The 21,077-nt window shown below is 38.9% G+C and carries 20 protein-coding genes and 1 riboswitch; of the genes, 13 read left to right on the top strand and 7 right to left on the bottom strand.

Features of this window, described 5'->3' with window-relative positions; all coding sequences use genetic code 11:
* Positions 1-152 precede the first annotated feature (152 nt).
* Positions 153-1,637, top strand: a complete 1,485-nt coding sequence (gene hutH / locus MKY27_RS13240; RefSeq protein ID WP_339195597.1) for a histidine ammonia-lyase — start codon at positions 153-155, stop codon at positions 1,635-1,637.
* Positions 1,638-1,707: 70 nt separating this feature from the next.
* Positions 1,708-2,586: a 5'-3' exonuclease gene (locus MKY27_RS13235; protein ID WP_339172910.1), complete on the top strand. Its 879-nt coding sequence runs from the start codon at positions 1,708-1,710 to the stop codon at positions 2,584-2,586.
* A 53-nt stretch (positions 2,587-2,639) separates the two neighbouring features.
* Here the strand turns inward: MKY27_RS13235 and MKY27_RS13230 are convergent, their stop codons facing one another.
* The 4 genes from MKY27_RS13230 to MKY27_RS13215 all read right to left on the bottom strand — a co-directional run bounded on the left by MKY27_RS13230 (position 2,640) and on the right by MKY27_RS13215 (position 6,895).
* Positions 2,640-3,773 (bottom strand): Ger(x)C family spore germination protein, encoded by a 1,134-nt coding sequence (locus tag MKY27_RS13230; RefSeq protein ID WP_339172906.1) that lies wholly within the window; start codon positions 3,771-3,773, stop codon positions 2,640-2,642.
* Positions 3,770-5,200 (bottom strand): spore germination protein, encoded by a 1,431-nt coding sequence (locus tag MKY27_RS13225; protein WP_339172904.1) that lies wholly within the window; start codon positions 5,198-5,200, stop codon positions 3,770-3,772. Before MKY27_RS13225 ends, MKY27_RS13230 begins: the two co-directional genes overlap by 4 nt.
* Positions 5,193-6,284, bottom strand: coding sequence for an endospore germination permease (locus tag MKY27_RS13220; RefSeq protein ID WP_339172901.1), 1,092 nt, complete (start codon positions 6,282-6,284; stop codon positions 5,193-5,195). The genes MKY27_RS13225 and MKY27_RS13220 overlap by 8 nt, the downstream gene beginning before the upstream one ends.
* A gap of 83 nt (positions 6,285-6,367) precedes the next feature.
* Positions 6,368-6,895 carry a C39 family peptidase gene (locus tag MKY27_RS13215; protein WP_339195592.1) on the bottom strand — a complete coding sequence of 176 codons (528 nt, stop codon included), beginning with the start codon at positions 6,893-6,895 and terminating at the stop codon, positions 6,368-6,370.
* 129 nt (positions 6,896-7,024) lie between these two features.
* On the opposite strand from MKY27_RS13215, the gene MKY27_RS13210 reads away from it, so the two are divergent.
* Positions 7,025-7,549, top strand: a complete 525-nt coding sequence (locus MKY27_RS13210; RefSeq protein WP_339195589.1) for a sigma-70 family RNA polymerase sigma factor — start codon at positions 7,025-7,027, stop codon at positions 7,547-7,549.
* The gene (locus tag MKY27_RS13205) at positions 7,518-8,954 is read left to right on the top strand and encodes a hypothetical protein (protein ID WP_339195586.1); all 1,437 of its coding nucleotides are present in this window, start codon (positions 7,518-7,520) and stop codon (positions 8,952-8,954) included. Before MKY27_RS13210 ends, MKY27_RS13205 begins: the two co-directional genes overlap by 32 nt.
* Positions 8,955-9,004: 50 nt before the next feature.
* Here MKY27_RS13205 and MKY27_RS13200 read toward each other — a convergent pair whose 3' ends face one another.
* The 3 genes from MKY27_RS13200 to MKY27_RS13190 form a co-directional block, all read right to left on the bottom strand.
* The gene (locus MKY27_RS13200) at positions 9,005-9,616 is read right to left on the bottom strand and encodes an NAD(P)-binding oxidoreductase (protein WP_339195584.1); all 612 of its coding nucleotides are present in this window, start codon (positions 9,614-9,616) and stop codon (positions 9,005-9,007) included.
* 2 nt (positions 9,617-9,618) lie between these two features.
* Entirely contained in the window at positions 9,619-10,812 is a 1,194-nt protein-coding gene (locus MKY27_RS13195; RefSeq protein ID WP_339172888.1) for an MFS transporter, read from the bottom strand.
* A 138-nt stretch (positions 10,813-10,950) separates the two neighbouring features.
* Positions 10,951-11,268 (bottom strand): thioredoxin family protein, encoded by a 318-nt coding sequence (locus tag MKY27_RS13190; RefSeq protein WP_339172886.1) that lies wholly within the window; start codon positions 11,266-11,268, stop codon positions 10,951-10,953.
* 241 nt (positions 11,269-11,509) lie between these two features.
* On the opposite strand from MKY27_RS13190, the gene MKY27_RS13185 reads away from it, so the two are divergent.
* From MKY27_RS13185 to MKY27_RS13145, 9 genes are all read left to right on the top strand, one after another.
* On the top strand, positions 11,510-13,894 hold the full coding sequence (locus MKY27_RS13185; RefSeq protein ID WP_339195582.1) for a 3-hydroxyacyl-CoA dehydrogenase/enoyl-CoA hydratase family protein: 2,385 nt from the start codon (positions 11,510-11,512) through the stop codon (positions 13,892-13,894).
* A gap of 174 nt (positions 13,895-14,068) precedes the next feature.
* Positions 14,069-15,241: an acetyl-CoA C-acetyltransferase gene (locus MKY27_RS13180; RefSeq protein ID WP_339172880.1), complete on the top strand. Its 1,173-nt coding sequence runs from the start codon at positions 14,069-14,071 to the stop codon at positions 15,239-15,241.
* Positions 15,242-15,298: 57 nt separating this feature from the next.
* Complete coding sequence (locus MKY27_RS13175; RefSeq protein WP_339195580.1) at positions 15,299-17,083, top strand: acyl-CoA dehydrogenase family protein; 1,785 nt, start codon at positions 15,299-15,301, stop codon at positions 17,081-17,083.
* A 311-nt stretch (positions 17,084-17,394) separates the two neighbouring features.
* Positions 17,395-17,751, top strand: a complete 357-nt coding sequence (locus MKY27_RS13170) for an arsenate reductase family protein (RefSeq protein WP_339195577.1) — start codon at positions 17,395-17,397, stop codon at positions 17,749-17,751.
* 80 nt (positions 17,752-17,831) lie between these two features.
* On the top strand, positions 17,832-18,212 hold the full coding sequence (gene gcvH, locus MKY27_RS13165; protein WP_008408686.1) for a glycine cleavage system protein GcvH: 381 nt from the start codon (positions 17,832-17,834) through the stop codon (positions 18,210-18,212).
* Positions 18,213-18,314: 102 nt separating this feature from the next.
* Complete coding sequence (locus MKY27_RS13160) at positions 18,315-18,641, top strand: toprim domain-containing protein (RefSeq protein ID WP_339195575.1); 327 nt, start codon at positions 18,315-18,317, stop codon at positions 18,639-18,641.
* 7 nt (positions 18,642-18,648) lie between these two features.
* Positions 18,649-18,951, top strand: a complete 303-nt coding sequence (locus MKY27_RS13155) for a thioredoxin family protein (RefSeq protein WP_339172869.1) — start codon at positions 18,649-18,651, stop codon at positions 18,949-18,951.
* A 61-nt stretch (positions 18,952-19,012) separates the two neighbouring features.
* Positions 19,013-19,115: riboswitch (SAM riboswitch) on the top strand.
* 145 nt (positions 19,116-19,260) lie between these two features.
* The gene (locus MKY27_RS13150) at positions 19,261-20,289 is read left to right on the top strand and encodes a methionine ABC transporter ATP-binding protein (RefSeq protein WP_339195572.1); all 1,029 of its coding nucleotides are present in this window, start codon (positions 19,261-19,263) and stop codon (positions 20,287-20,289) included.
* Positions 20,282-20,950 carry a methionine ABC transporter permease gene (locus MKY27_RS13145; RefSeq protein WP_339172864.1) on the top strand — a complete coding sequence of 223 codons (669 nt, stop codon included), beginning with the start codon at positions 20,282-20,284 and terminating at the stop codon, positions 20,948-20,950. The genes MKY27_RS13150 and MKY27_RS13145 overlap by 8 nt, the downstream gene beginning before the upstream one ends.
* Positions 20,951-21,077 lie beyond the last annotated feature (127 nt).

Genomic DNA, 21,077 nt, shown 5'->3' with positions numbered 1-21,077 from the left:
TGAACAACTTTTTAGAAATAAAACGTACAAAGCCTTTAAAATAGGTATTTTCAACTTAACTTTTGTTTTAAAGGTAAAATATTAGTAGCAATTAACTGCTATTTAAACAATAATAAATTTAAGAGATAAGAATATTTAAAGGGGTGCGGTAAATGATTCAGTTAAACGGACAAAATTTATCGATCGAACAATTGGGGAGTATTTTATATAGTGGGGAAAAAATAGAGATCGCGGAAGATGCGAAAGTACGCGTTGTTAAAAGCCGTGACGCAGTGGAAAGGATTGTCCAGCAGGATAAAACCGTATACGGGATTAACACAGGGTTTGGAAAGTTCAGCGATGTGAAAATTGCAGAGCACGAAGTAAGCAAGCTGCAAGTTAATTTAATACGTTCCCATGCATGCGGTTTCGGGGAGCCTTTTTCGGAACACGTTGCAAAAGCGATGATGGTGCTTAGATTAAATGCATTATTAAAAGGGTTATCGGGTATTCGCTTGGAAGTGCTGGAACGGCTGTTATGGATGGTTAATGAGAACGTCATTCCTGTAATTCCACAGCAAGGTTCACTTGGAGCATCCGGAGATTTAGCACCACTTTCTCATTTAGTTTTGGCGGTTATCGGCGAAGGGGAAGTATTTGTAAATGGTGGTAAACAACCGTCACATGAAATATTTGAACATCGGGGATTGCCGAAAATTGAACTGCAGGCAAAAGAAGGTCTTGCATTAATCAATGGAACACAGGCAATGACTGCACAAGGCGCCGTCAATTACTTGGAAGCGGAGAAGCTCGCTTATGCGAGTGAATGGATTGCCTCCATGACGATGGAAAGTTTGTACGGGATAATCGATGCCTTCCATCCAGCTGTTCATGAAGCGCGCGGTATGCAAGAACAAATGGCCGTTGCAGAGCGTATGCGTGATTGGTTAAAGGACAGTAAGCTCATTACACATCAAGGGGAAAAGCGGGTGCAGGATCCGTATTCGCTTCGCTGCATCCCGCAAATCCACGGAGCGAGCTGGCAAGTATTGAATTACGTCAAAGAAAAGCTCGAAATCGAAATGAATGCGGCAACAGATAATCCGCTCATTTTTGATGACGGCGGTTTGGTCATTTCGGGAGGAAACTTCCATGGACAGCCGATTGCGTTTGCGATGGACTTTCTGAAAATCGGGATGGCGGAGTTGGCCAATGTATCGGAGCGCCGGATTGAACGATTAGTAAACCCGCAGTTAAATGAAGGGCTGCCTGCATTTTTAAGTGCAAATCCAGGACTTGAATCAGGCGCGATGATATTGCAGTATAGCGCAGCAAGTTTAGTATCCGAAAATAAAACTTTGGCACATCCTGCATCGGTCGACTCCATCCCGTCTTCTGCGAATCAGGAAGATCATGTATCGATGGGCACGACAGGATCTCGCCATGCGCGCATGATTATTGCCAATGTAAGAAATGTACTGGCGATCGAGGCATTTTGTGCAGCACAGGCAGTGGAGTACAGGGGTGTAGAGAACATGTCGCCAAAACTGCGGGAAAAGTGGAAGGCGATAAGGGGAATTGCGCCTGCCATGACAGAAGACCGTATTTTCAGTCGGGATATTAACCGTATTATTGAATACTTAAAACCTTATATGTAAGTTATTGTGAACGCATTTACCTTCCGAAGTTTGCTATAATATATTTCTATCAGCAAAAGAGGAGATTACTATGACAAAACCACATTTACTAATTATTGACGGCATGGCGCTCTTGTTCCGTTCGTTCTTTGCCTCTGCCGCCATGAATCAATTTATACGACTTGATGATGGAACACCTTCCAACGGGGTACAGGGATTTGTCCGTCATGTTTTAACCGCCCAAAACTTAATGAAACCTACTCATTTAGCTGTATGCTGGGATATGGGTGCTCATACGTTCCGCAATGACCTGTATGAAGGGTATAAAGCAAATCGCCCTGCACCACCAGAAGAAATGTTGCCGCAGTTTGATATGGCAAAAGAAGTTTCGGCTATGATTGGGTGGCAAAATTTTGGTACAGCCGGCCTTGAAGCAGATGATTTAATTGGTTCCATGATTGAAAAGTGGAAAGATGAAGCACAGATTACTGTTATTAGTGGAGATAAAGATTTACTGCAATTATTAAACCCCTCCACTACAATGGCATTTACGAAAAAAGGGTACACCGAGTACGATATGTATACAGAAGGCCGTTTTATCGAGGAATATGGTATTGCACCGAAACAATTTGCAGAAGTAAAGGCTTTTATGGGAGATGCAAGTGACGGCTACCCAGGCGTTAAAGGTATCGGGCCAAAAACAGCACTTCAGCTTATTCAAAACCATGGTTCCATCGATGGCGTATTGGCTGCATTGCCGACTTTAAAGCCGGGGCAACGTATTAAAATAAGTGAGAATGAGCAGATGTTAAGGCTTTCTCATCAATTGGCAACAATTGATTGTTCAGCATCGATTGAATGTGATTTTGAAGCATTGCGTTTGACTGACTATAAGCCGGAATTGTTCGAACTGATTGAGCAAAGAGGCTATCGTCTAATTGCCAAGCATGCAAGGGCAATTTACAGATAAAATGAAAAAGCGCTGTGCCGAGTGTCAATTTGACGTTCAGCACAGCTCTTTCTTTAATCTGAAGTTATACGTTCACCTTTAACTTTTACAAGCTCCACATCCAATTTACGGATTGTTGATTCATCGAGTGGGATTTTCCCACCTTTCTCGTATTCTTTCCAAGCCTTCACATTTTTACGGTACAGTACTTCCGATAACCGGTATATATCCGTGTCGAATTCTAATGAAGCTTTATATGTTTGTTCAATTTCTTTCTTTACTTGTTGTTCAATCTCTTTTTTCAGTGAATCCATTTTCTGCTGATTAAGTATTTCATTTGTTTGAACGACCAGTTTAACATTAATATCAAATTGTATTTTATTTTCGTTTACAACAGGGATAATTTCTGTATGCACCTCGTCAACGGTTGTCGTTGTATAATGTTCTTCAGATTCCTCATTTTTAACCGTAACATCTGAGCGCTTTGTTTGGTCAATCATCCACTGCACACCGTTCAGATCATCTCCTAATAAATTTCCCTTAAAGCCAGTATCCCTATGCAGAATACTGATGCCTTTAAAAGTGTAAACCGGATCTGGTCCATCTTCCTTCGACCAGTTTTCACTAAGATCCACCAAAGGTATTTTTGCTTCATAACTAGGCTCATTTAATTCGATCATGAGCTCACGAAATTGAATTGGACGTATTCGTGATGATTGGTTATAGGAACTTAACGGATCTGAAAGCTTGGAAAGTGTAATAGATTTATTAATAATCGGTGTGATGAGCAAAACTTTATCAAGGGGCGAATTCGTCATATAAGCCAAAGTTGTATACCTTAATTCCCGATAACGAATAAATGAATTTACGATTGGTTCAACTTTGTTTTCCTTTGCAATATTTTCAGAAAAAATAACATATTTTAGATGCCCTAAAAAAACACGCTCATCCATCGTTTGATATAAATTAAAAAATGCTTCATCAAATGTCCGCCCTCTAGCAACCCCGACTTCAGCCTGTGTTGCATCTGGATTTGGCTGTTCGCTTTTGGCAATATTGGTAAAGGCAACGATTTGTGCATAAATTTCATATTGTTCATCTTTATAATCAATTCCTAGCCCGTGAATATAGTACATACGTTCAGCTTGATTCGTATCCCAGCATCCTGTAAGTAGCAACAACAAAGGAAATAAGAGGTATTTTTTCATTTTGTATTATTTTCCTTTGTTTTATCTTTAACATTCAATAGATCCGGACGTTTATTATTCGAAGTTGGTGGTGGACGGAAGAAGGACATTTTTAAATTATTCCAGCTTAAATTAGCGGCAACATTTAAATAAGGCACACCAAAAACACGAATATTTGCTATATAAACAAGGCATATATAGATCGAGAGGAAAAATCCGAACAGCCCAAATATCGATGTAATAATTATAAATACAACACGCAACATACTGATTGTAGTAACGAAGGATTGATTGACGAGTGTAAAAGTGGCAATTGTTGAAATCGCAATGACCACGATCATAGCCGGGCTCGTAATCCCTGCCCGAATGGCTGCATCTCCAATAATTAACCCTCCAACAACACTAATCGTTCCACCTAATATACTTGGTAGACGCAATCCAGCTTCTCGAAATAATTCAAACATAAATAACATACCAAGCATTTCCAAAGCTGAAGGGAGCGGTGAGCCGGTGTTTGCTTGTACAACCGTCGCAAGCAATTGAATGGGGAGCTGCTCTTGATGAAAGGTTGTTAACGCAAGCCAAAAAGCAGGGAGCAAAAGTGCGATTAAAATGCTCACTAGTCGTAATAACCTTTCCAATGAGCTGTAGATAGGCGGATAATCATTATCCTCACCGGACTTGAGTAATACTAAAATATTGATCGGTGTGATAATTGCATATGCAACCCCGTCGACCAAAATAACATATCGGCCAGCTGTAAGAGATTGCATTGCAAAGTCGGGCCGGCCAGTTGTATCATTGAGCGGAACAAGATATGAACTCTTATTAAAACGTTCAAGCAATAATTCCCCACTTAAAATGACATCTGTATCAATTGCTGAAAGCTGCTGTTTAATTTGTTTTAATATGGATAAATCTGCAATGTCGTTAAAATATAAAATCGCCACCTTTGTTTTGGAGCGCGTTCCGATTGTCATTTTCTCCACGGATAATGAATTTGTCGGCAGTCGTTTGCGAATAAGTGCAATATTGACACCTAAATCTTCAATGAAATTATCCCGGGGTCCCTTTATAAGTACTTCCAGATTAGTCTCTTCCGGGCTTCGGTTCGGTTTGTTTTCAATATTACTACATAACAAAATCTTTAAACTTTCAATATAAATAAGGATAAACCCGCTAAATACATTCGTAACGGCCTCTTGTAAATCATCAATTTTCTGTAGCTGCGGAAGATGTAGCTTCTGCATTAAAATGGCTTCATCAAATTCATCTATTTGCTGGCATGCAACCTTTAATCTCGGTACGACTACTTCATTGAATAAATGATTGTCTGTCATTGCCTCACAAGTTATGAGCATCACATTACTTGCAGGAAAGTCGAATGTCTGAAAGCGAATATCAGCACAATTGTCAAATTGCTCTTTTAAGGTAGTTTGTTCAATCATCATTTTCCACCTTTCGCTTTGTATTTCGATTCACAATTATAAAGAGAATAATTGATAGTATTAAAAAGAAAATAGTAGTGCTTATTAAAAAATACTGCCCCTTCCATTTACTAAATATACTGTCATCGAGTAAAAAAAGCGGTAGTGATAAAAAAACAAAAATGGGCACAATATACTCCCATATTTTTTTCTTTTGTCCTGTAATCCCCAACAGCTCGATCGCAATGAACAATATAAAGCCGATTCGGACAAAGGCCCCTGTCAGCCACTGGTAAATAGAAAAGAAATCCACATGGTTAATGTAGCTGCCAATTGAAGCAATACGCCATTCTTCATAAGCCGGATAGAGTTGTTTGGCCGCTTCAACCGGTCCGAATTCCGCAATGGCCCCAATTAATGGTCCCATTGTTAAACCAAGAAGTAAAAATAGCATAAGTAGTAAGTGGGTATATTTCAGTTTAGTTTTAAAATGATGCTGAATGAAGAGCAACAAATAGATTTCTACAAAGCCTGAGGCAGGGTATAACATCGATTTAAAAACAGGTGAAACCCCATGCTCAAGGAAGGGTCTTAACAATGAATAATCTTTTACCTGAATGTTCACAAAGGCAACAAAAAAACCAAGAACTACGACCACGAATAACACAATAACATTGACCATTGTTATCGTTAATATGGAAGAAGTGGCAAGTAAAAAGCAAACAACTGTAAAGAAGAAAAACAGCAGCAAAACCGGTGTATTGAGTAAAAAAGTTGTAGATACCCACTGTAATGTTTCATGCATCGTAATAACAGCCATTAAAATTAAATAAAAGACGGTGACATAAATGAGTATATTACCAAATCGAGGATGATTTTTTAGTAAGTATTCGCGAACAGATTCATCCTTTATTTTCTTTAATGTGAAAAAAGGAAGCAGTAACCAAGGTATAATTAACAGAGTTGATACAATAACAGATATCCATGCATCTCTACCTGCTCCATTAATTAAAGAAGGGATGATAGTAACGTGGTTCTTTAATCCGATAAATGTCATTGTCAAAAAAATAATATGTAAAAGACTGATTGAGCCAATTGATTTCATAATTTTTTCCTCGCATTTTTTATACAGTAATAACCAATTGAACCAACATTAATTCCCGTAAATAAAAAGAGCACTAGCAAATGCTAATGCTCTTTCGGCTCGATTTTAACAAAGCTTAATACTTTGCGGTTGTCATCATACTTAAAAGTCCGGATATGACTTTCCCGATTTCGTCCGCCGTTATCGTGGATTGTTAAATAAAGCTCGTTATTTTTAATTTCGTAGCCAATTAAAGGCACCCAGTGATATTTATAAAGAGGGTTGTAATTGGTCAGAAATTGTCCGGTAAAATAGACATCAAACTTCATCGCAACCGGATTACCTAAGCGTAATTGCTCAATCGCCTGAGTTAAGGTACATTCCTCGATACACCAGTCATCACCGAGTAATCGACTCAAGTTTCTGATCATCCGCCATTTAAAAAGTCCGATTTTTGTGCCGCCTAAAAATTGATAAAGTTCATTTACATCTTTTGTGCGGATTGTTTCATCTTCGCATAAGTAATTCAAAATAACGTGTGCAGTCGTAGGGCCGCATGCCGAGTTTTGATATTCAGGCCGGATGTCCGAACTATATTGTGACCTGCCATTTACATTTAATAATACTCGCATACTCAAAACCTCCAAATTGTTATAAAGTAGTTTAATACCCAAATTTATAAAATTTAATCATGAAAGTTGAAACTAAAAATAAAACAGCTCCGTCTAACGGTTAGCAATTAAAACAAAGGGGGGAAGAAAATGGAGCTTGAAGTGTTTATAAGAACACATGGCGAAGAATTGCTTCGACTTTCCTATACATATGTGAAAAACAAAGAAATGGCAGAAGATATTGTACAGGACGTACTGTTAAAAGCTTATGAGCAGCGTGGGCAATTTCGTGGCGATGCGAGTTACCGAACGTATTTATACCGAATGACGATCAATCGTAGTTATGATTATTTACGCAGCTGGAGCTACAAAAATACCATTTTAACGAATAAAATTCAGGAAATTTTTAAAGGCACCAAATCTGCAGAACAGCATGTACTGGAACGGAGCGAAAATCTATTGCTTGGAAATGCAGTTCTTGAGCTGCCGATTAAATACCGTGAAATTATCATTCTTTATTATTATAAGGAACTGAAAATCGATGAAATCGCGCACTTACTATCAATTTCGGACAATACCGTGAAAACTAGGCTGAGGCGTGGACGCGAGAAATTAAAAGAACAATTAAAAGGTGGTGAATGGCATGACAAATTCTCAAGTGAAGCAAGCAATTGATGAAACAATCGGCAAACAACCGCTCATGGATGAAGCATTTGTACAAAAAGTAATGCAAAAAAAGCAACGTAAAAAACCTCTGCCATTTTTACAGCCGGCCATCGTTGTTCTACTAATGCTTGCGGTTGGTGCCGTGCTGTATTTCACTCCGAATCAAACAATACAGGCAGTTGAAATTGAAACTTCATACTTGGATGAGCATCATAAACAGTTAGTAGCCGATTTTTACGAAGCAATCATTGAAAAAGACAATAACACATTGGCAAAGTTATCTACGGTTAACAGCGAACAGGCTTATAAGCGATATTCTATATTTGAATTCAATAATCCTGTTGAAGTAATTAAAACAATTGATACTGAAAAATCGATTACTCTTTTCCTGAAGCTACAGGCGAATGATATCGAGTATTTAGATAAACTCGTCATTAATAAGGAAGCCGGAATGATTGAGTTGGACGTAAGCCAATCTATGACGCTTTACACTGAGAATGTTGAACTGCCAAAAGAATTTTTGCTGGAATATAAAGAAGCACCCTACGCTCCGGTTTTAGAGAATTTTGAATTAGATTTAGATGGAGCGAAAGTTCAACGGGTAAATGAGCATATCTTGTATCAAATCCCAACGAAAGAGGGGACTTGGCGAGTATTAGAAACACCGGAAGGGAAACTACTCGATTTAAATGTCGCAAGTGATCAACCGACATTAGTTATAACCGGTACTAATGATCAGTTTTTCATTATGGATACTTTGGCAAATGACACAACATATATTTACAGAAATAAAGATGGGGATTATCAAATTGTTACAGGTCAACTTAGTTACCAAGGTGTGACAACGTATGCAACGGATTTCCATGAAGAGCCAGTATTAATAATTGGTGGAGAAGAACCTAAAGTTATTACAATTGAAGATGGACAAATGATATACGCGAATATTTTCGAAAGGGCAAACCTTGATCATCCGTCAGCATTTTATCATACAGAAAGTATTGGACCACATATACTTGTCGAATATAGTGATGACTCGCAACAATTATCGACCTATTATTCATTTACTGAGAAAGAGATTTATACAGATCAGCGTAAAATTGGCCTACTCGAAGCAAAACCGGAACATTTTAACGATATGTCAATTGCCAATCGCTATAATGACCAACTCATTTATATTTTTAATGATAATACGATTCATTATCGAGGCAATACGCTATCAGGAGAATTAATCGAAAAAACCTACACAAACATCCAAATTGAAACGAGGGACAATCAATATTTCATCATCGGTGATGACGGCTTTAGCTGGACTTTAACCCGAACGGCACCACGCATATTAAAAGATGAAAAAGGGATTGAATATACCGTCCCTATTGATTTAGATGATTTACCCGGAATAGAAAATAATAAATAAAAAAACAAAAACTACCTCAAGCTATTGGGGTAGTTTTCGTCTGTTTAAATTTAGCTGCATAAACCAACTGATTTGTTTTCGTATTGGGCATCATCCAATGCTTTCACCATAAAGTGAGCTACGCTGGCTCTTGGAATCGAGCTTGAACCTTTCGGAACCGTATCGACTGCTTCTTTATAATCGGTTTTTAACGGTTCATCTTTTAAGCCCATCGGACGTGCGATTGTGTACGTAATGTCTTTTGTTTTGTAATAGTTAAGCGCTGCACGGTGATCGGCTAATGGATTTGCGAGCATTTTCATCATCAATTTTCCCATCACACCTGGAATTTCTCCGTCTACACCAGCTGAAGCACAGTAAACTAGACGTTTTACGCCTGCTTTTTCCATACCGTCTGCAATGTTTTTACCCATCGTCTCAAGTTCATTGGATTTTTTTACCCCTGTACTAGAACCTAAACATGAAATGACTGCATCATGTCCGAAGACCGCATCAGCTACTTGGTCCGCGTTAAATGCATCGCCTTGAATAATCGTTACATTTTTTGTTTTTAATTTTTCAGGTGTACGTACAAATGCGGTAACTGTATGACCAGCTGCAACAGCCATTTCAACAAAATGCTGCCCAACGCCACCAGTCGCCCCGAATACAATAATTTTCATAATTAATGGCCTCCTTTTAGTGCTGTTTTTTGTATTTTAATACCTTTCCACATAAAAGTAAGGAGAATAGTGAAAATTAATATGATTAAACCTGCGATAAACGGGTATAGGATATCGATGTCATATAATGCGCCTGCAAGAAGAGGGCCCATAATATTGCCGATGCTCATATAGGCATTGTTCATACCCATTGCAAATCCTTGCTCATTACCCGCCATTTTTGAAATTAATGTCGTCAAGACAGGACGTAAAATGGATGTCGCTAGGAATATTAATAATGAAATCGCAAAGAACATTGTGTAGCTTCCTGCGATAATCGACAGGAAGAAGCCCGAAGCGGTAACGATTAAAAATAATTTTAATACATTTACTTCACCGATTGCTTTTACAAGGCGATCCACTACAAATAACTGCATAATCACACCGACTAATCCTGTTGATGTTACCATGAAGGCAATTTCCTGTGGTGTTGCGCCAAATTTATCATCTACATAAAGCCCTAGAACCGTTTCATAAGACATTAAACCGAAGCTCATGATCAGTGTAATGATGAGTGGAATAAAGAACGGCTTTTTAACGGATAAAATAATATCCTTTACCATTGATGTATTTTCGCCTTGTGGAATTTCGACTTTCTCTTCCTGGCTCTCCGCCAATGTAAAGTAAGAAACGACAAACGCAACAAGTCCGACTACCGCCGAAACAAGTAGCGGTGTTTTAAGTCCGAAATCCGCTAAAAAACCTCCAATACCTGGTCCGATTACAATACCAAGTGACATCGAGGCTGAAATAAAACTATTTCCTTTTGCACGCTGTTCCATTGTTGTAATATCTGCTACATATGCGAAAATCGCAGGAATCAAGAATGCACAGCCGATTCCGCCGATAGCACGTGATAAGTAAAGCAGCCATATTGAATCAGCAAAGTAGAAAAGAAACATCGAAATAGCTAGCGTAAGTAGTCCGATATTAATGAGCGGGCGACGACCATACTTATCCGTCCATTTCCCCCCGATAGGTGATACTAAAAATTGTGCGAATGCAAAAATCGCAATGATTAATCCTGCAGCTGTTCCGCCTTGCCCAATTTCTTTTAAATAGGCAGGGATAATTGGAATGATAATCCCGAAACTCCCAACTGCAATGAACATGTTAAGCATAAGTAAAGCAAGTTTTTTTCGTTGATCTGAAGTCATAAATTTTCCTTTCTTACAATAAAATTTCACGTAATCAATTGTAATTAAAAAACCGCATTATGACTAGCGCTTTAGCTTATGAAAAATAAAAAATAAATCCAAAAGCGGTAAACTTTTGGATTCATTCGTAATTACATATTATGCTTGTGCGTTTAAGAATTCTTCTACTTGTGCAGGTGATTTTGCATTAGCACTATGTAAGTGTGCTAATTTCTCACCATTTTTGAAGATTAGTAATGATGGAATCCCCATTACTTGATATTTTTCCGCTAAATCCGGGAAGTTATCACGGTTGATTGAGTACCAGTCATATTGATTGTACTCTTCAATAATTGGATCGATAAACATATCCATACGTGTGCAGTCCGGGCACCAGCCAGCGAAGAATTTTACGATTACTGGTTTTTCATTGCTTGTTAGTTCTGTGAATTGTTCAATTGTTGTAATTTCTTGCATATTAATCACGCTCCTTATGCCCATTGTACACGATTAGAACAGCTTACGAAAAGTAATTTAGCTTAATATATGTACCTTCTAGCAATAAAAATATAAGAATAATAAATTTATTTAAAATTGCGAGAAAATTATTGCTTAAATTGCCAAAATAATCTACACTAAGAACAGAAAAGCTGTTTGAAGTTTTTTTTTGATTTCAAAATGAATGACTGTTCATTCAAGGGAGAAGGGGGAAGTGCTCGTGTCTTACAAAATTGAAAAAGTAGCGGTTTTAGGTTCAGGGGTAATGGGTTCAGGGATTGCAGCACATTTGGCGAATATCGGGATTCCTACATTGTTATTGGATATCGCTCCTAGCGAACTGACAAAGGAAGAAGAAGCTAAGGGGTTAACACTTGATTCAAAACCTGTGAAAAATCGATTTGCAGTTTCAGCAATGCAAAAATTAATAAAGCAAAAACCAGCACCACTTTCATCGAAAAAAAATCTAGCATTAATTACACCAGGTAACTTTGACGATGATTTAGAAAAATTGAAAGATGTTGACTGGATTATTGAAGTAATTGTAGAAAGATTAGATATTAAAAAAGGCTTATTTGAAAAGATTGATGCGGTACGTAAACCAGGCACAATCATTTCATCAAATACATCAGGGGTGAGTATTAACGCAATGGCAGAAGGGCGTTCAGAAGATTTCCAGGCTCATTTCCTTGGAACACATTTCTTCAACCCGCCACGCTATTTAAAATTACTTGAGATCATTCCGGCTAACACGACAAAACCGGAAGTTGTAAGTTTCATGCAAACATTCGGCGAGGATGTATTAGGTAAAGGTGTTGTTATCGCAAAAGACACACCGAACTTTATCGCGAACCGAATCGGAACATACGGCTTGATCGTAACAATGAACGAAATGATTGCACGTAACTATACAGTAGGTGAAGTAGATTCAGTAACAGGTCCACTAATCGGCCGTCCGAAATCTGCAACATTCCGTACATTGGACGTTGTTGGTCTTGATACTTTTGCACATGTTGCAACAAATGTATATGACCAGACAACAGGTGAAGAACAGGCAGTATTTGAAGAATCGCCTATTTTAAAGAAAATGATCTCAAATGGCTGGATCGGTGCAAAATCGGGCCAAGGTTTCTTCAAAAAAGTAGGAAAAGAAATTCTGCAATTGAATTTATCGACATTTGAATATGAACCGACTACTAAACTAGTTGCTCCGTCACTAGAAATGGCAAAACAAGCGAAAGGTCCAGGAGGTAAATTAAAAGTTTTAATTTATGCTAATGACCGCGTAGGGGAACTATTATGGAATTCATTCGCACCGACATTAATTTACTCTGGAAAATTAATAGGTGAAATTGCAGACGATATCGTTGCAATCGACAATGCGATGAAATGGGGCTTCGGCTGGGCTCAAGGTCCATTCGAAATGTGGGATGCAATCGGCGTAGAAAAATCAGTCGCTAAAATGAAAGAAGAAGGCCGTGAAATTCCCGAATTCGTTACTGGCTTATTAGAAAAGGGTCTGAAAACATTCTATTCGGAAATCGATGGCGATCTAGCTTACTACAACGGTTCAGAATACGTAAAAGTACCGGTGAACGAAAAAGCGATCGACTTAAGACGCTACAAGAAGAAACACGGTGTGATCAAATCAAATTCAGGTGCAAGCCTAATCGATTTAGGTGACGGAATCGCATTACTTGAATTCCACTCGAAATCAAATGCAATCGGTTTAGACATTGTTCAAATGATCAACTATGCGATTGATGAAGTGGAGAAAAACTTTAAAGGTCTCGTAATCGGGAACCAAGGCAAAAACTTCTGTGTCGGTGCAAACCTTGCCATGATTTTGATGGAAGCACAAGATGATAACATTTTCGAACTGGACTTTGTTATTAAGTCATTCCAGCAGGCAATGCGCCGTATTAAATATTCAACAAAACCGGTTGTTGCGGCACCATTCCAAATGGCGTTAGGCGGTGGAGCGGAAGTATGTTTACCGGCTGCACATATTCAAGCATCGGCTGAAACATATATGGGTCTTGTAGAAGTAGGTGTCGGCTTAATCCCAGGAGGCGGCGGTAACTTAGGTCTTTACCAAAAGTTCATCAAAGGCTTGCCAAATGGCGTAGATGTAGACTACCAGCAAATCGCGAACAAAGTATTCGAAACAATTGCAATGGCAAAAGTTTCGACTTCAGGTGAAGAAGCGCGTGAAAATAACTTCCTGGACTTTGCAGACGGTATTTCAGTAAATCCGGATCACTTAATCTATGATGCAAAACAAGCAGCACTTGCACTTGCAGAAGCAGGCTATACACCACCAGTGAAAAAGCCGGTGAAAGTAGTAGGCGCACCAGGTTATGCAACATTATTGTTAGGTGCTCAAGGAATGTTCGATTCAGGTTATATTACAGAGCATGATTTGAAAATCGCGAAGAAACTTGCATATGTAATCGCGGGCGGTAAAGTACCATACGGAACAGAAGTTTCTGAAGAGTACTTATTAAACCTGGAAAAACAAGCATTCTTAGAACTGGTTGCAGACCAAAAATCACAAATGCGTATGCAGCACATGCTTGTAAAAGGAAAGCCATTACGTAACTAAAAATGATTGATGAGTAAGGCATTTTAAATACACATTTAGTTGATTGGAATGTAGGCGACGACTCCTGGGGAAAGCGTTCGCCGAAATGGAAATCAACGGGTATGTCTAGAATATTTTGCCGGCAACTAGCTTACGAGTTTACTTGCTGGCTAATCACAAGGGGGAAACATCATTATGCGTGAAGCCGTTATCGTTGCAGGAGCACGAACACCAATCGGACGTGCGAAAAAAGGATCACTTGCGAACACTCGTCCAGATGATTTTGGTGCAGTAGTAGTAAAAGAAGCATTAAAGCGCGCGGGCTATGAAGGTCCGGTTGATGATTTAATTATGGGATGTGCAATGCCAGAAGCAGAACAAGGGATGAACGTTGCCCGCTTAGTTGGGGCATTGGCAGGGTTACCGGATGAAACACCGGCATTAACAGTGAACCGTTTCTGTTCATCAGGGCTACAAACAATTGCCTATGCTGCAGAGCGTATTATGCTTGGCCATGCAAAAGCAATCGTTGCAGGTGGTACAGAATCGATGAGTATGATTCCGATGACTGGTAATACAGTTCGTCTAAACCCGAAAATTGCTGAAGATGCACCACAATACTATATCGGTATGGGTCACACAGCTGAAGAGGTAGCAAATCGTTACAATGTAACACGTGAAGAGCAGGATGCATTTGCAGTACGTTCACACGAGTTAGCTGAAAAAGCGATTAAAGAAGGCAAATTCAAAGACGAAATCGTTCCGGTTGAAGTGACGGAATATTATGTCGATGAAAACAACCAGTTAAAAGAAAAAGTGACGATCTTTGATACAGATGAAGGGGTTCGTCCAGGTACATCGGTAGAAACGTTGGCAAAATTACGTCCAGCATTCAATGTTAAAGGTTCCGTAACAGCAGGGAATGCTTCTCAAACTTCGGACGGTGCAGCAGCAGTACTAGTAATGGACCGTGAAGAAGCAGAGAAACAAGGCATGCAGCCACTAGCGAAATTCCTAGGATTTGCTGTCGGCGGAGTTCCACCGGAAGTAATGGGTATCGGACCAATCGTAGCAGTACCGAAAGCACTTGAAATTGCAGGGATTACACAAGATCAGGTAGACCTATGGGAGATTAACGAAGCATTTGCATCACAATCCATTCAAGTAGTTCGTGAACTAGGTATTGATATGGAGAAAGTGAATGTTAACGGAGGGGCAATCGCATTAGGTCACCCACTTGGTGCAACAGGTGCAATTTTAACAGTGAAGCTGATCAATGAATTAAAACGCCGCGGCGGTAAATACGGTGTCGTAACAATGTGTATCGGCGGCGGAATGGGCGCAGCAGGGGTATTTGAAGTTCTTTAATTGTCTGGGGAAATAAATACAATAAAAATCACAAAGGAAACTAGGGAGGAATTTATAATGGCACAAACAACAAACAGCATTATTAAGGGCGGCGGCTTTTTAATCGAGGACGTGGATATTAACCGAGTAATTACACCGGAAGATTTCACAGACGAGCAAAAAATGATTGCTCAAACAACACAGGAATACGTAACAAACGAAGTATTACCAGTAGTTGAAAACTTAGAGCACCATGAGTTCGATCACTCTGTACGTCTATTAAAAACAGCAGGGGATTTAGGTTTATTAGCAGCTGACGTTCCTGAAGAATACGAAGGCTTAGGCTTAGATAAAATTTCTTCTGCATTAATCGCAGAAAAAATGTCACCGGCTGGCGGTTTCTCAATCACGCACGGTGCCCATGTAGGGATCGGTTCATTACCAATCGTATTATTCGGTAACCATGAGCAAAAAACGAAGTACCTACCGAAGTTGGCTTCAGGCGCTTTAATCGCAGCATATGCATTAACAGAGCCAGGTTCAGGTTCGGATGCATTAGGTGCTAAAACAACTGCTAAGTTAAATGAAGCAGGAACACATTACGTATTAAATGGTGAAAAACAATGGATTACAAATGCAGGCTTTGCAGATGTATTCGTTGTATACGCGAAAATCGATGGCGATAAATTTACAGCATTCATCGTTGAGCGTTCATTCCCAGGTGTTTCTGTAGGTCCTGAAGAGAAGAAAATGGGGATTAAATCATCTTCAACTCGTACATTAATTTTGGAAGACGCAGAAGTACCTGTAGAAAACTTACTAGGTGAAGTAGGCCGCGGTCATATTATCGCGTTCAACATTTTAAATATCGGACGTTATAAATTAGGAGTAGGTACTGTAGGTGCATCTAAACGTGCATTTGAATTAGCAGTTGCTTATACAAACCAACGTCAGCAATTCAAAACAAAATTATCGGACTTCAACTTAACAAAAGAAAAGATCGCATCAATGGCTTCTCACATTTATGCATCTGAATCGTTAAACTACCGTACAGTTGGTTACTTCGAAGACCGCTTAAGCCAGTTATCTGACGAAGAGCAAAAAGACGGCAAATCAATTGCAGCAGCAATCGCTGAATATGCAATTGAGTGCTCAATCGCAAAAGTATTCGGTTCTGAAACATTGGATTTCGTAGCGGATGAAGCGGTTCAGTTACACGGTGGTTACGGCTTTATGGCTGAGTACGAAGTAGAACGCATCTACCGCGACTCTCGTATTAACCGTATTTTTGAAGGTACAAACGAAATTAACCGTATGATCGTACCAGGCACATTCATGAAAAAAGCATTAAAAGGTGAGTTACCACTATTACAAGTAGCACAAGAACTTCAAAACGAGCTATTAATGCTTATGCCTGAAGAAATCGGTCAAGGTGCATTAGAGCAAGAGAAATACTTAGTGAAAAATGCTAAGAAGATCGCAGTACTTGCAGCAGGTGCAGCAGCACAACGCTACGGTGCAAAACTGGATGCAGAGCAAGAGCTGTTAGTTAATATCGCAAACATTGCAAACCAATTATACGCAATGGAATCTGCAGTAATCCGTACACAAAAAGCTATCGAGCGTGACGGTGAAGAAAAAGCAGCACAAAAAATTCTTTACACTCAAATTTTCTGTCAGGAAGCATTCGCAGAAATCGAAAAAGAAGCAAAAGAAACATTAATCGCTTCAGTTGAAGGTGACGATGCACGTATGATTTTATCAGCATTACGTAAATTAACGCGCAACAACCCTTACAACTTAATTCCGAAAAAACGTGTAGCTGCAGCGAAACTAATCGAAGCAGAAAAGTATGTAGTTTAATAAAGACTGTCATCGGGTGCATGAAAGTGCACCCGATTTTTCTATCGTTTTCTAATAAATCGTAAAATGTTCCAATATAATTTCAGAAGTTCTAATATATATTGGAACTTCTAATATAAGTACTATATTTTCTAATATGTCACGCAAAGGTTCAAATAAGTGAAACCGTTCTTCTAATATAAGTCCGGCATGTTCTAATATTTTCATACATCTTCTAATAAAAACCGCTCCGATCATGCGAACACATTTTTGATTTGTCCTTCTATATCCGTTACAATATAGGAAAATCCAGGGCAAAAAGGAGTACTTACATGACAATAAAATTCATCCAATATCCAAAATGTACAACTTGTAAAAAAGCGCAAAAATGGCTAGATGAGCAAGGTGTGGACTATGAAAATATTCATATTGTAGAACAGACACCATCGAAAGAAGAACTTAAAGCCATTTACGAAGCAAGCGGTGTACCGTTGAAGAAATTCTTTAATACTTCAGGTATGAAATATCGTGAGTTAGGCCTAAAAGATAAACTACCGACAATGTCCGAAGATGAGCAATTAGAGCTATTAGCATCGGATGGTATGTTAATTAAGCGACCGATCGTTACAGATGGAAAAAAATTAACTTTAGGATTTAAGGAGTCTGACTTCTTAGAAACTTGGAAATAAACAGTTATTCACATTGTATTTCCGAACGAAATATGGCAAAATGAACTTGAATGTACTACATATAACATGGAGGTTTTCAAATGAGCACACCAAAAGAATTACGTTATTCAAAAGAGCATGAGTGGGTAAAAATTGAAGACGGTAAAGCGACAATCGGTATTACGGATTTCGCACAATCTGAATTAGGCGATATCGTATTCGTAGAGTTACCTGAAGTAGGCGATGAAATTTCAAAGGATCAGCCTTTCGGTAGTGTAGAATCTGTAAAAACAGTTTCTGAACTATATGCACCACTTTCTGGTAAAGTTGTTGCAATCAACGAAGAATTACTGGACAATCCTGAATATGTAAATGAATCACCATACGGTAATGCATGGATGGTTACTGTTGAGTTAACAAGTGAAGCAGAAGTTGAAGAATTATTAGACGCAGACGCTTACACTGCATTAATCGAACAATAAGATTAAACAATAAGACCAAACACTAAAGCCTTCTAATTAAAGGTTTTAGTGTTTTTTTGTTATTCTATATATAAAGGTGATGGATGGAAGGAAGCGTGTACTATGGGAAAATGCATCGTTGTTGAAGGACGTGCCGATAAACTGAGAATACTTCCGATATTAGCGGAAGACGTGACGATACTTTGCACGAATGGCACAATAAGTGAAGTCAATTTAATTGATTTATTGGATGAATATGAGCAAGATGAAATTACGACTATGTTTGATGCAGATAAAAACGGTGAAAAGTTACGTAAACTGATGAACCGTGCATATCCCGAAGCGACACAGCTTATCATACCTCACGAATATGTGGAAGTAGAAAAAACACCTACTAAAATCTTAAGGGATATGTTACTACAAGCAAAATTTATAGTAAACGAAGGATGACAGTATAATGGAACAATGGACGAAACAGCAGTGGGAACAGAACGTACAACAGCATGATCAGACAGCGTTTTTCTTATATACGCCGATGTGCGGCACATGTGAAGTATCGGAAAAAATGTTGGATGTAATTGAGAAATTACTCCCAGATCTCCCGCTTGGTATGGCAAATATCAATTATTTAGGAGATTTACCATATGAATTGAAAATTGAAAGTGTACCTTGTTTAATCGTTTCGGATAAGGGAGAACTAACGAATAAAATTTACGCATTTAAATCCGTACCGTTTCTGTATGAAATATTAAAAAAGTAATTGACGAAGTCTCTTTATCGTGATAAAGTAACATTCATAATAATAAAACTTAATAACGTTACTCTTATATAGAGAGGTGGAGGGAAGTGCCCTATGAAACCCGGCAACCAGCGTTTACGCAAAGGTGCCAATTCACACAAAGTTTAAACTTTGAAAGATGAGAGAACGGTTTACCGTATAAATGTATGTGAAACCTTTCTACTTGTCATGGTAGAAAGGTTTTTTTCATTCAACGGATGTTTTGGATGAAAAATGAACATGATTTTGAAATAGCAGGAAGGTTATTTCAATTTAGAAGGAGTACAACCGATGATTGATATACAAAATATTACTAAAGTGTATAACACGAAAAACGGTAAACTTACAGCGGTTGATAATGTAAGCTTATCGATTAACAAGGGAGAAATATACGGTATTATCGGCTACAGTGGTGCCGGCAAAAGTACAATGATCCGCCTGCTGAACGGTTTGGAAAAGCCGACAACAGGTTCTGTCATTGTAGGTGGCCAGGATATCGCGAAAGCTTCCGGGGCAAAATTACGAGAAGCACGCCAAAAAATCAGTATGATTTTCCAGCATTTCAACCTGCTTTGGTCACGTACCGTTGAAGAAAACATCGCATTTCCACTTGAAATTGCGGGTGTTTCAAAAGCTGATCGTGAAAAGCGAGTAGAAGAGCTGATTGAACTCGTTGGTTTAAAAGGAAGAGGGAAAGCGTATCCTTCTCAATTGTCAGGAGGGCAAAAGCAGCGTGTCGGCATTGCCCGAGCGTTGGCAAACAATCCGGAAGTGCTTTTATGTGATGAAGCGACATCAGCGCTTGATCCGGAAACAACGGATTCGATTTTGGAACTACTGCTCGATATTAATAAAAACATCGGACTTACAATTGTACTCATTACACATGAAATGCATGTTATCCGCAAAATCTGTAACAGAGTAGCGGTGATGGAAGCCGGAAAAGTAGTGGAACAGGGCGATGTATTGCAAGTGTTCCAGCATCCTCAAGCACCCATTACGAAAAACTTCGTATCACAGGCTTCTGGTGAAACACCGGAAACACAAGCATCACTGGAACAAATTTTTGCCAACTATCCGGGAGGCAAAATCGCCAAATTAATATTTGCCGGTGCTACGACAGAACAGCCTGTCATCTCGCAAATGATTAAGCAGTTTGACGTAGTTGTAAATATTGTGCATGGTAAAATCTCGAATACAACGGGCGGTTCGTTTGGTACATTGTTTATTCATATCAATGGCGAACCAAATGCAGTCGCGGAAGCACTGAGCTTTTTAGCGAAGCAAGAAATTCAAACGGAGGTGATTGAGCATGTTTAATCAATTATTTCCGAACGTCGACTGGGGTAAAATGCTCGACGCAACATATGAAACCATTTATATGACGGCTGTTGCGACAGTCATTACATTTATACTCGGCATTCTGATTGGGATTGTCCTATTTTTAACGAGCGACAATCAATTATGGGCTAATAAAATTGTGCACTTTTTAACAGGATCACTCGTAAATATTTTCCGGTCGATTCCATTTATCGTCTTAATCATTTTATTAATTCCGTTCACAAAGTTTTTACTTGGAACAATCCGTGGTGCCAATGCAGCATTACCTGCGCTAATTATCGGTGCAGCACCGTTTTATGCACGCATGGTATTAATAGCGTTACGAGAAATTGATAAGGGTGTTATTGAAGCAGCCCGCTCAATGGGAGCGAAAACTTCTACGATTATTTGTAAAGTATTGATTCCGGAAAGTTTACCGGCATTAATTTCAGGTATTACAGTTACTGCTGTCGCTTTAGTAGGGTATACAGCAATGGCCGGCATTATCGGTGCCGGTGGTTTAGGTAACCTGGCATTCCTGGATGGTTTCCAGCGTAACCGAACAGATGTAACCTTAATGGCAACAGTTTTAATTTTAGTTGTCGTATTCATCATCCAGTATATTGGGGATTTCATTACAGCAAGAGTGGACAAACGATAGTTAGTGGCTTTTAAGGCCGTAATTATAAATATTGGTGCATCGAAACAATACAGGCGCAAACTTTGAATAAGTGCGCGTCTGTAAGGTTAAAAATCAGAATATATAGAAGGTTTCGATAAACTGAACA

Source organism: Solibacillus sp. FSL R5-0449, assembly GCF_037975215.1.
Classification (GTDB): Bacteria; Bacillota; Bacilli; order Bacillales_A; family Planococcaceae; genus Solibacillus.
Note: the sequence above shows the minus strand (reverse complement) of the source record. Positions and strands in the feature narration are given on the sequence as shown.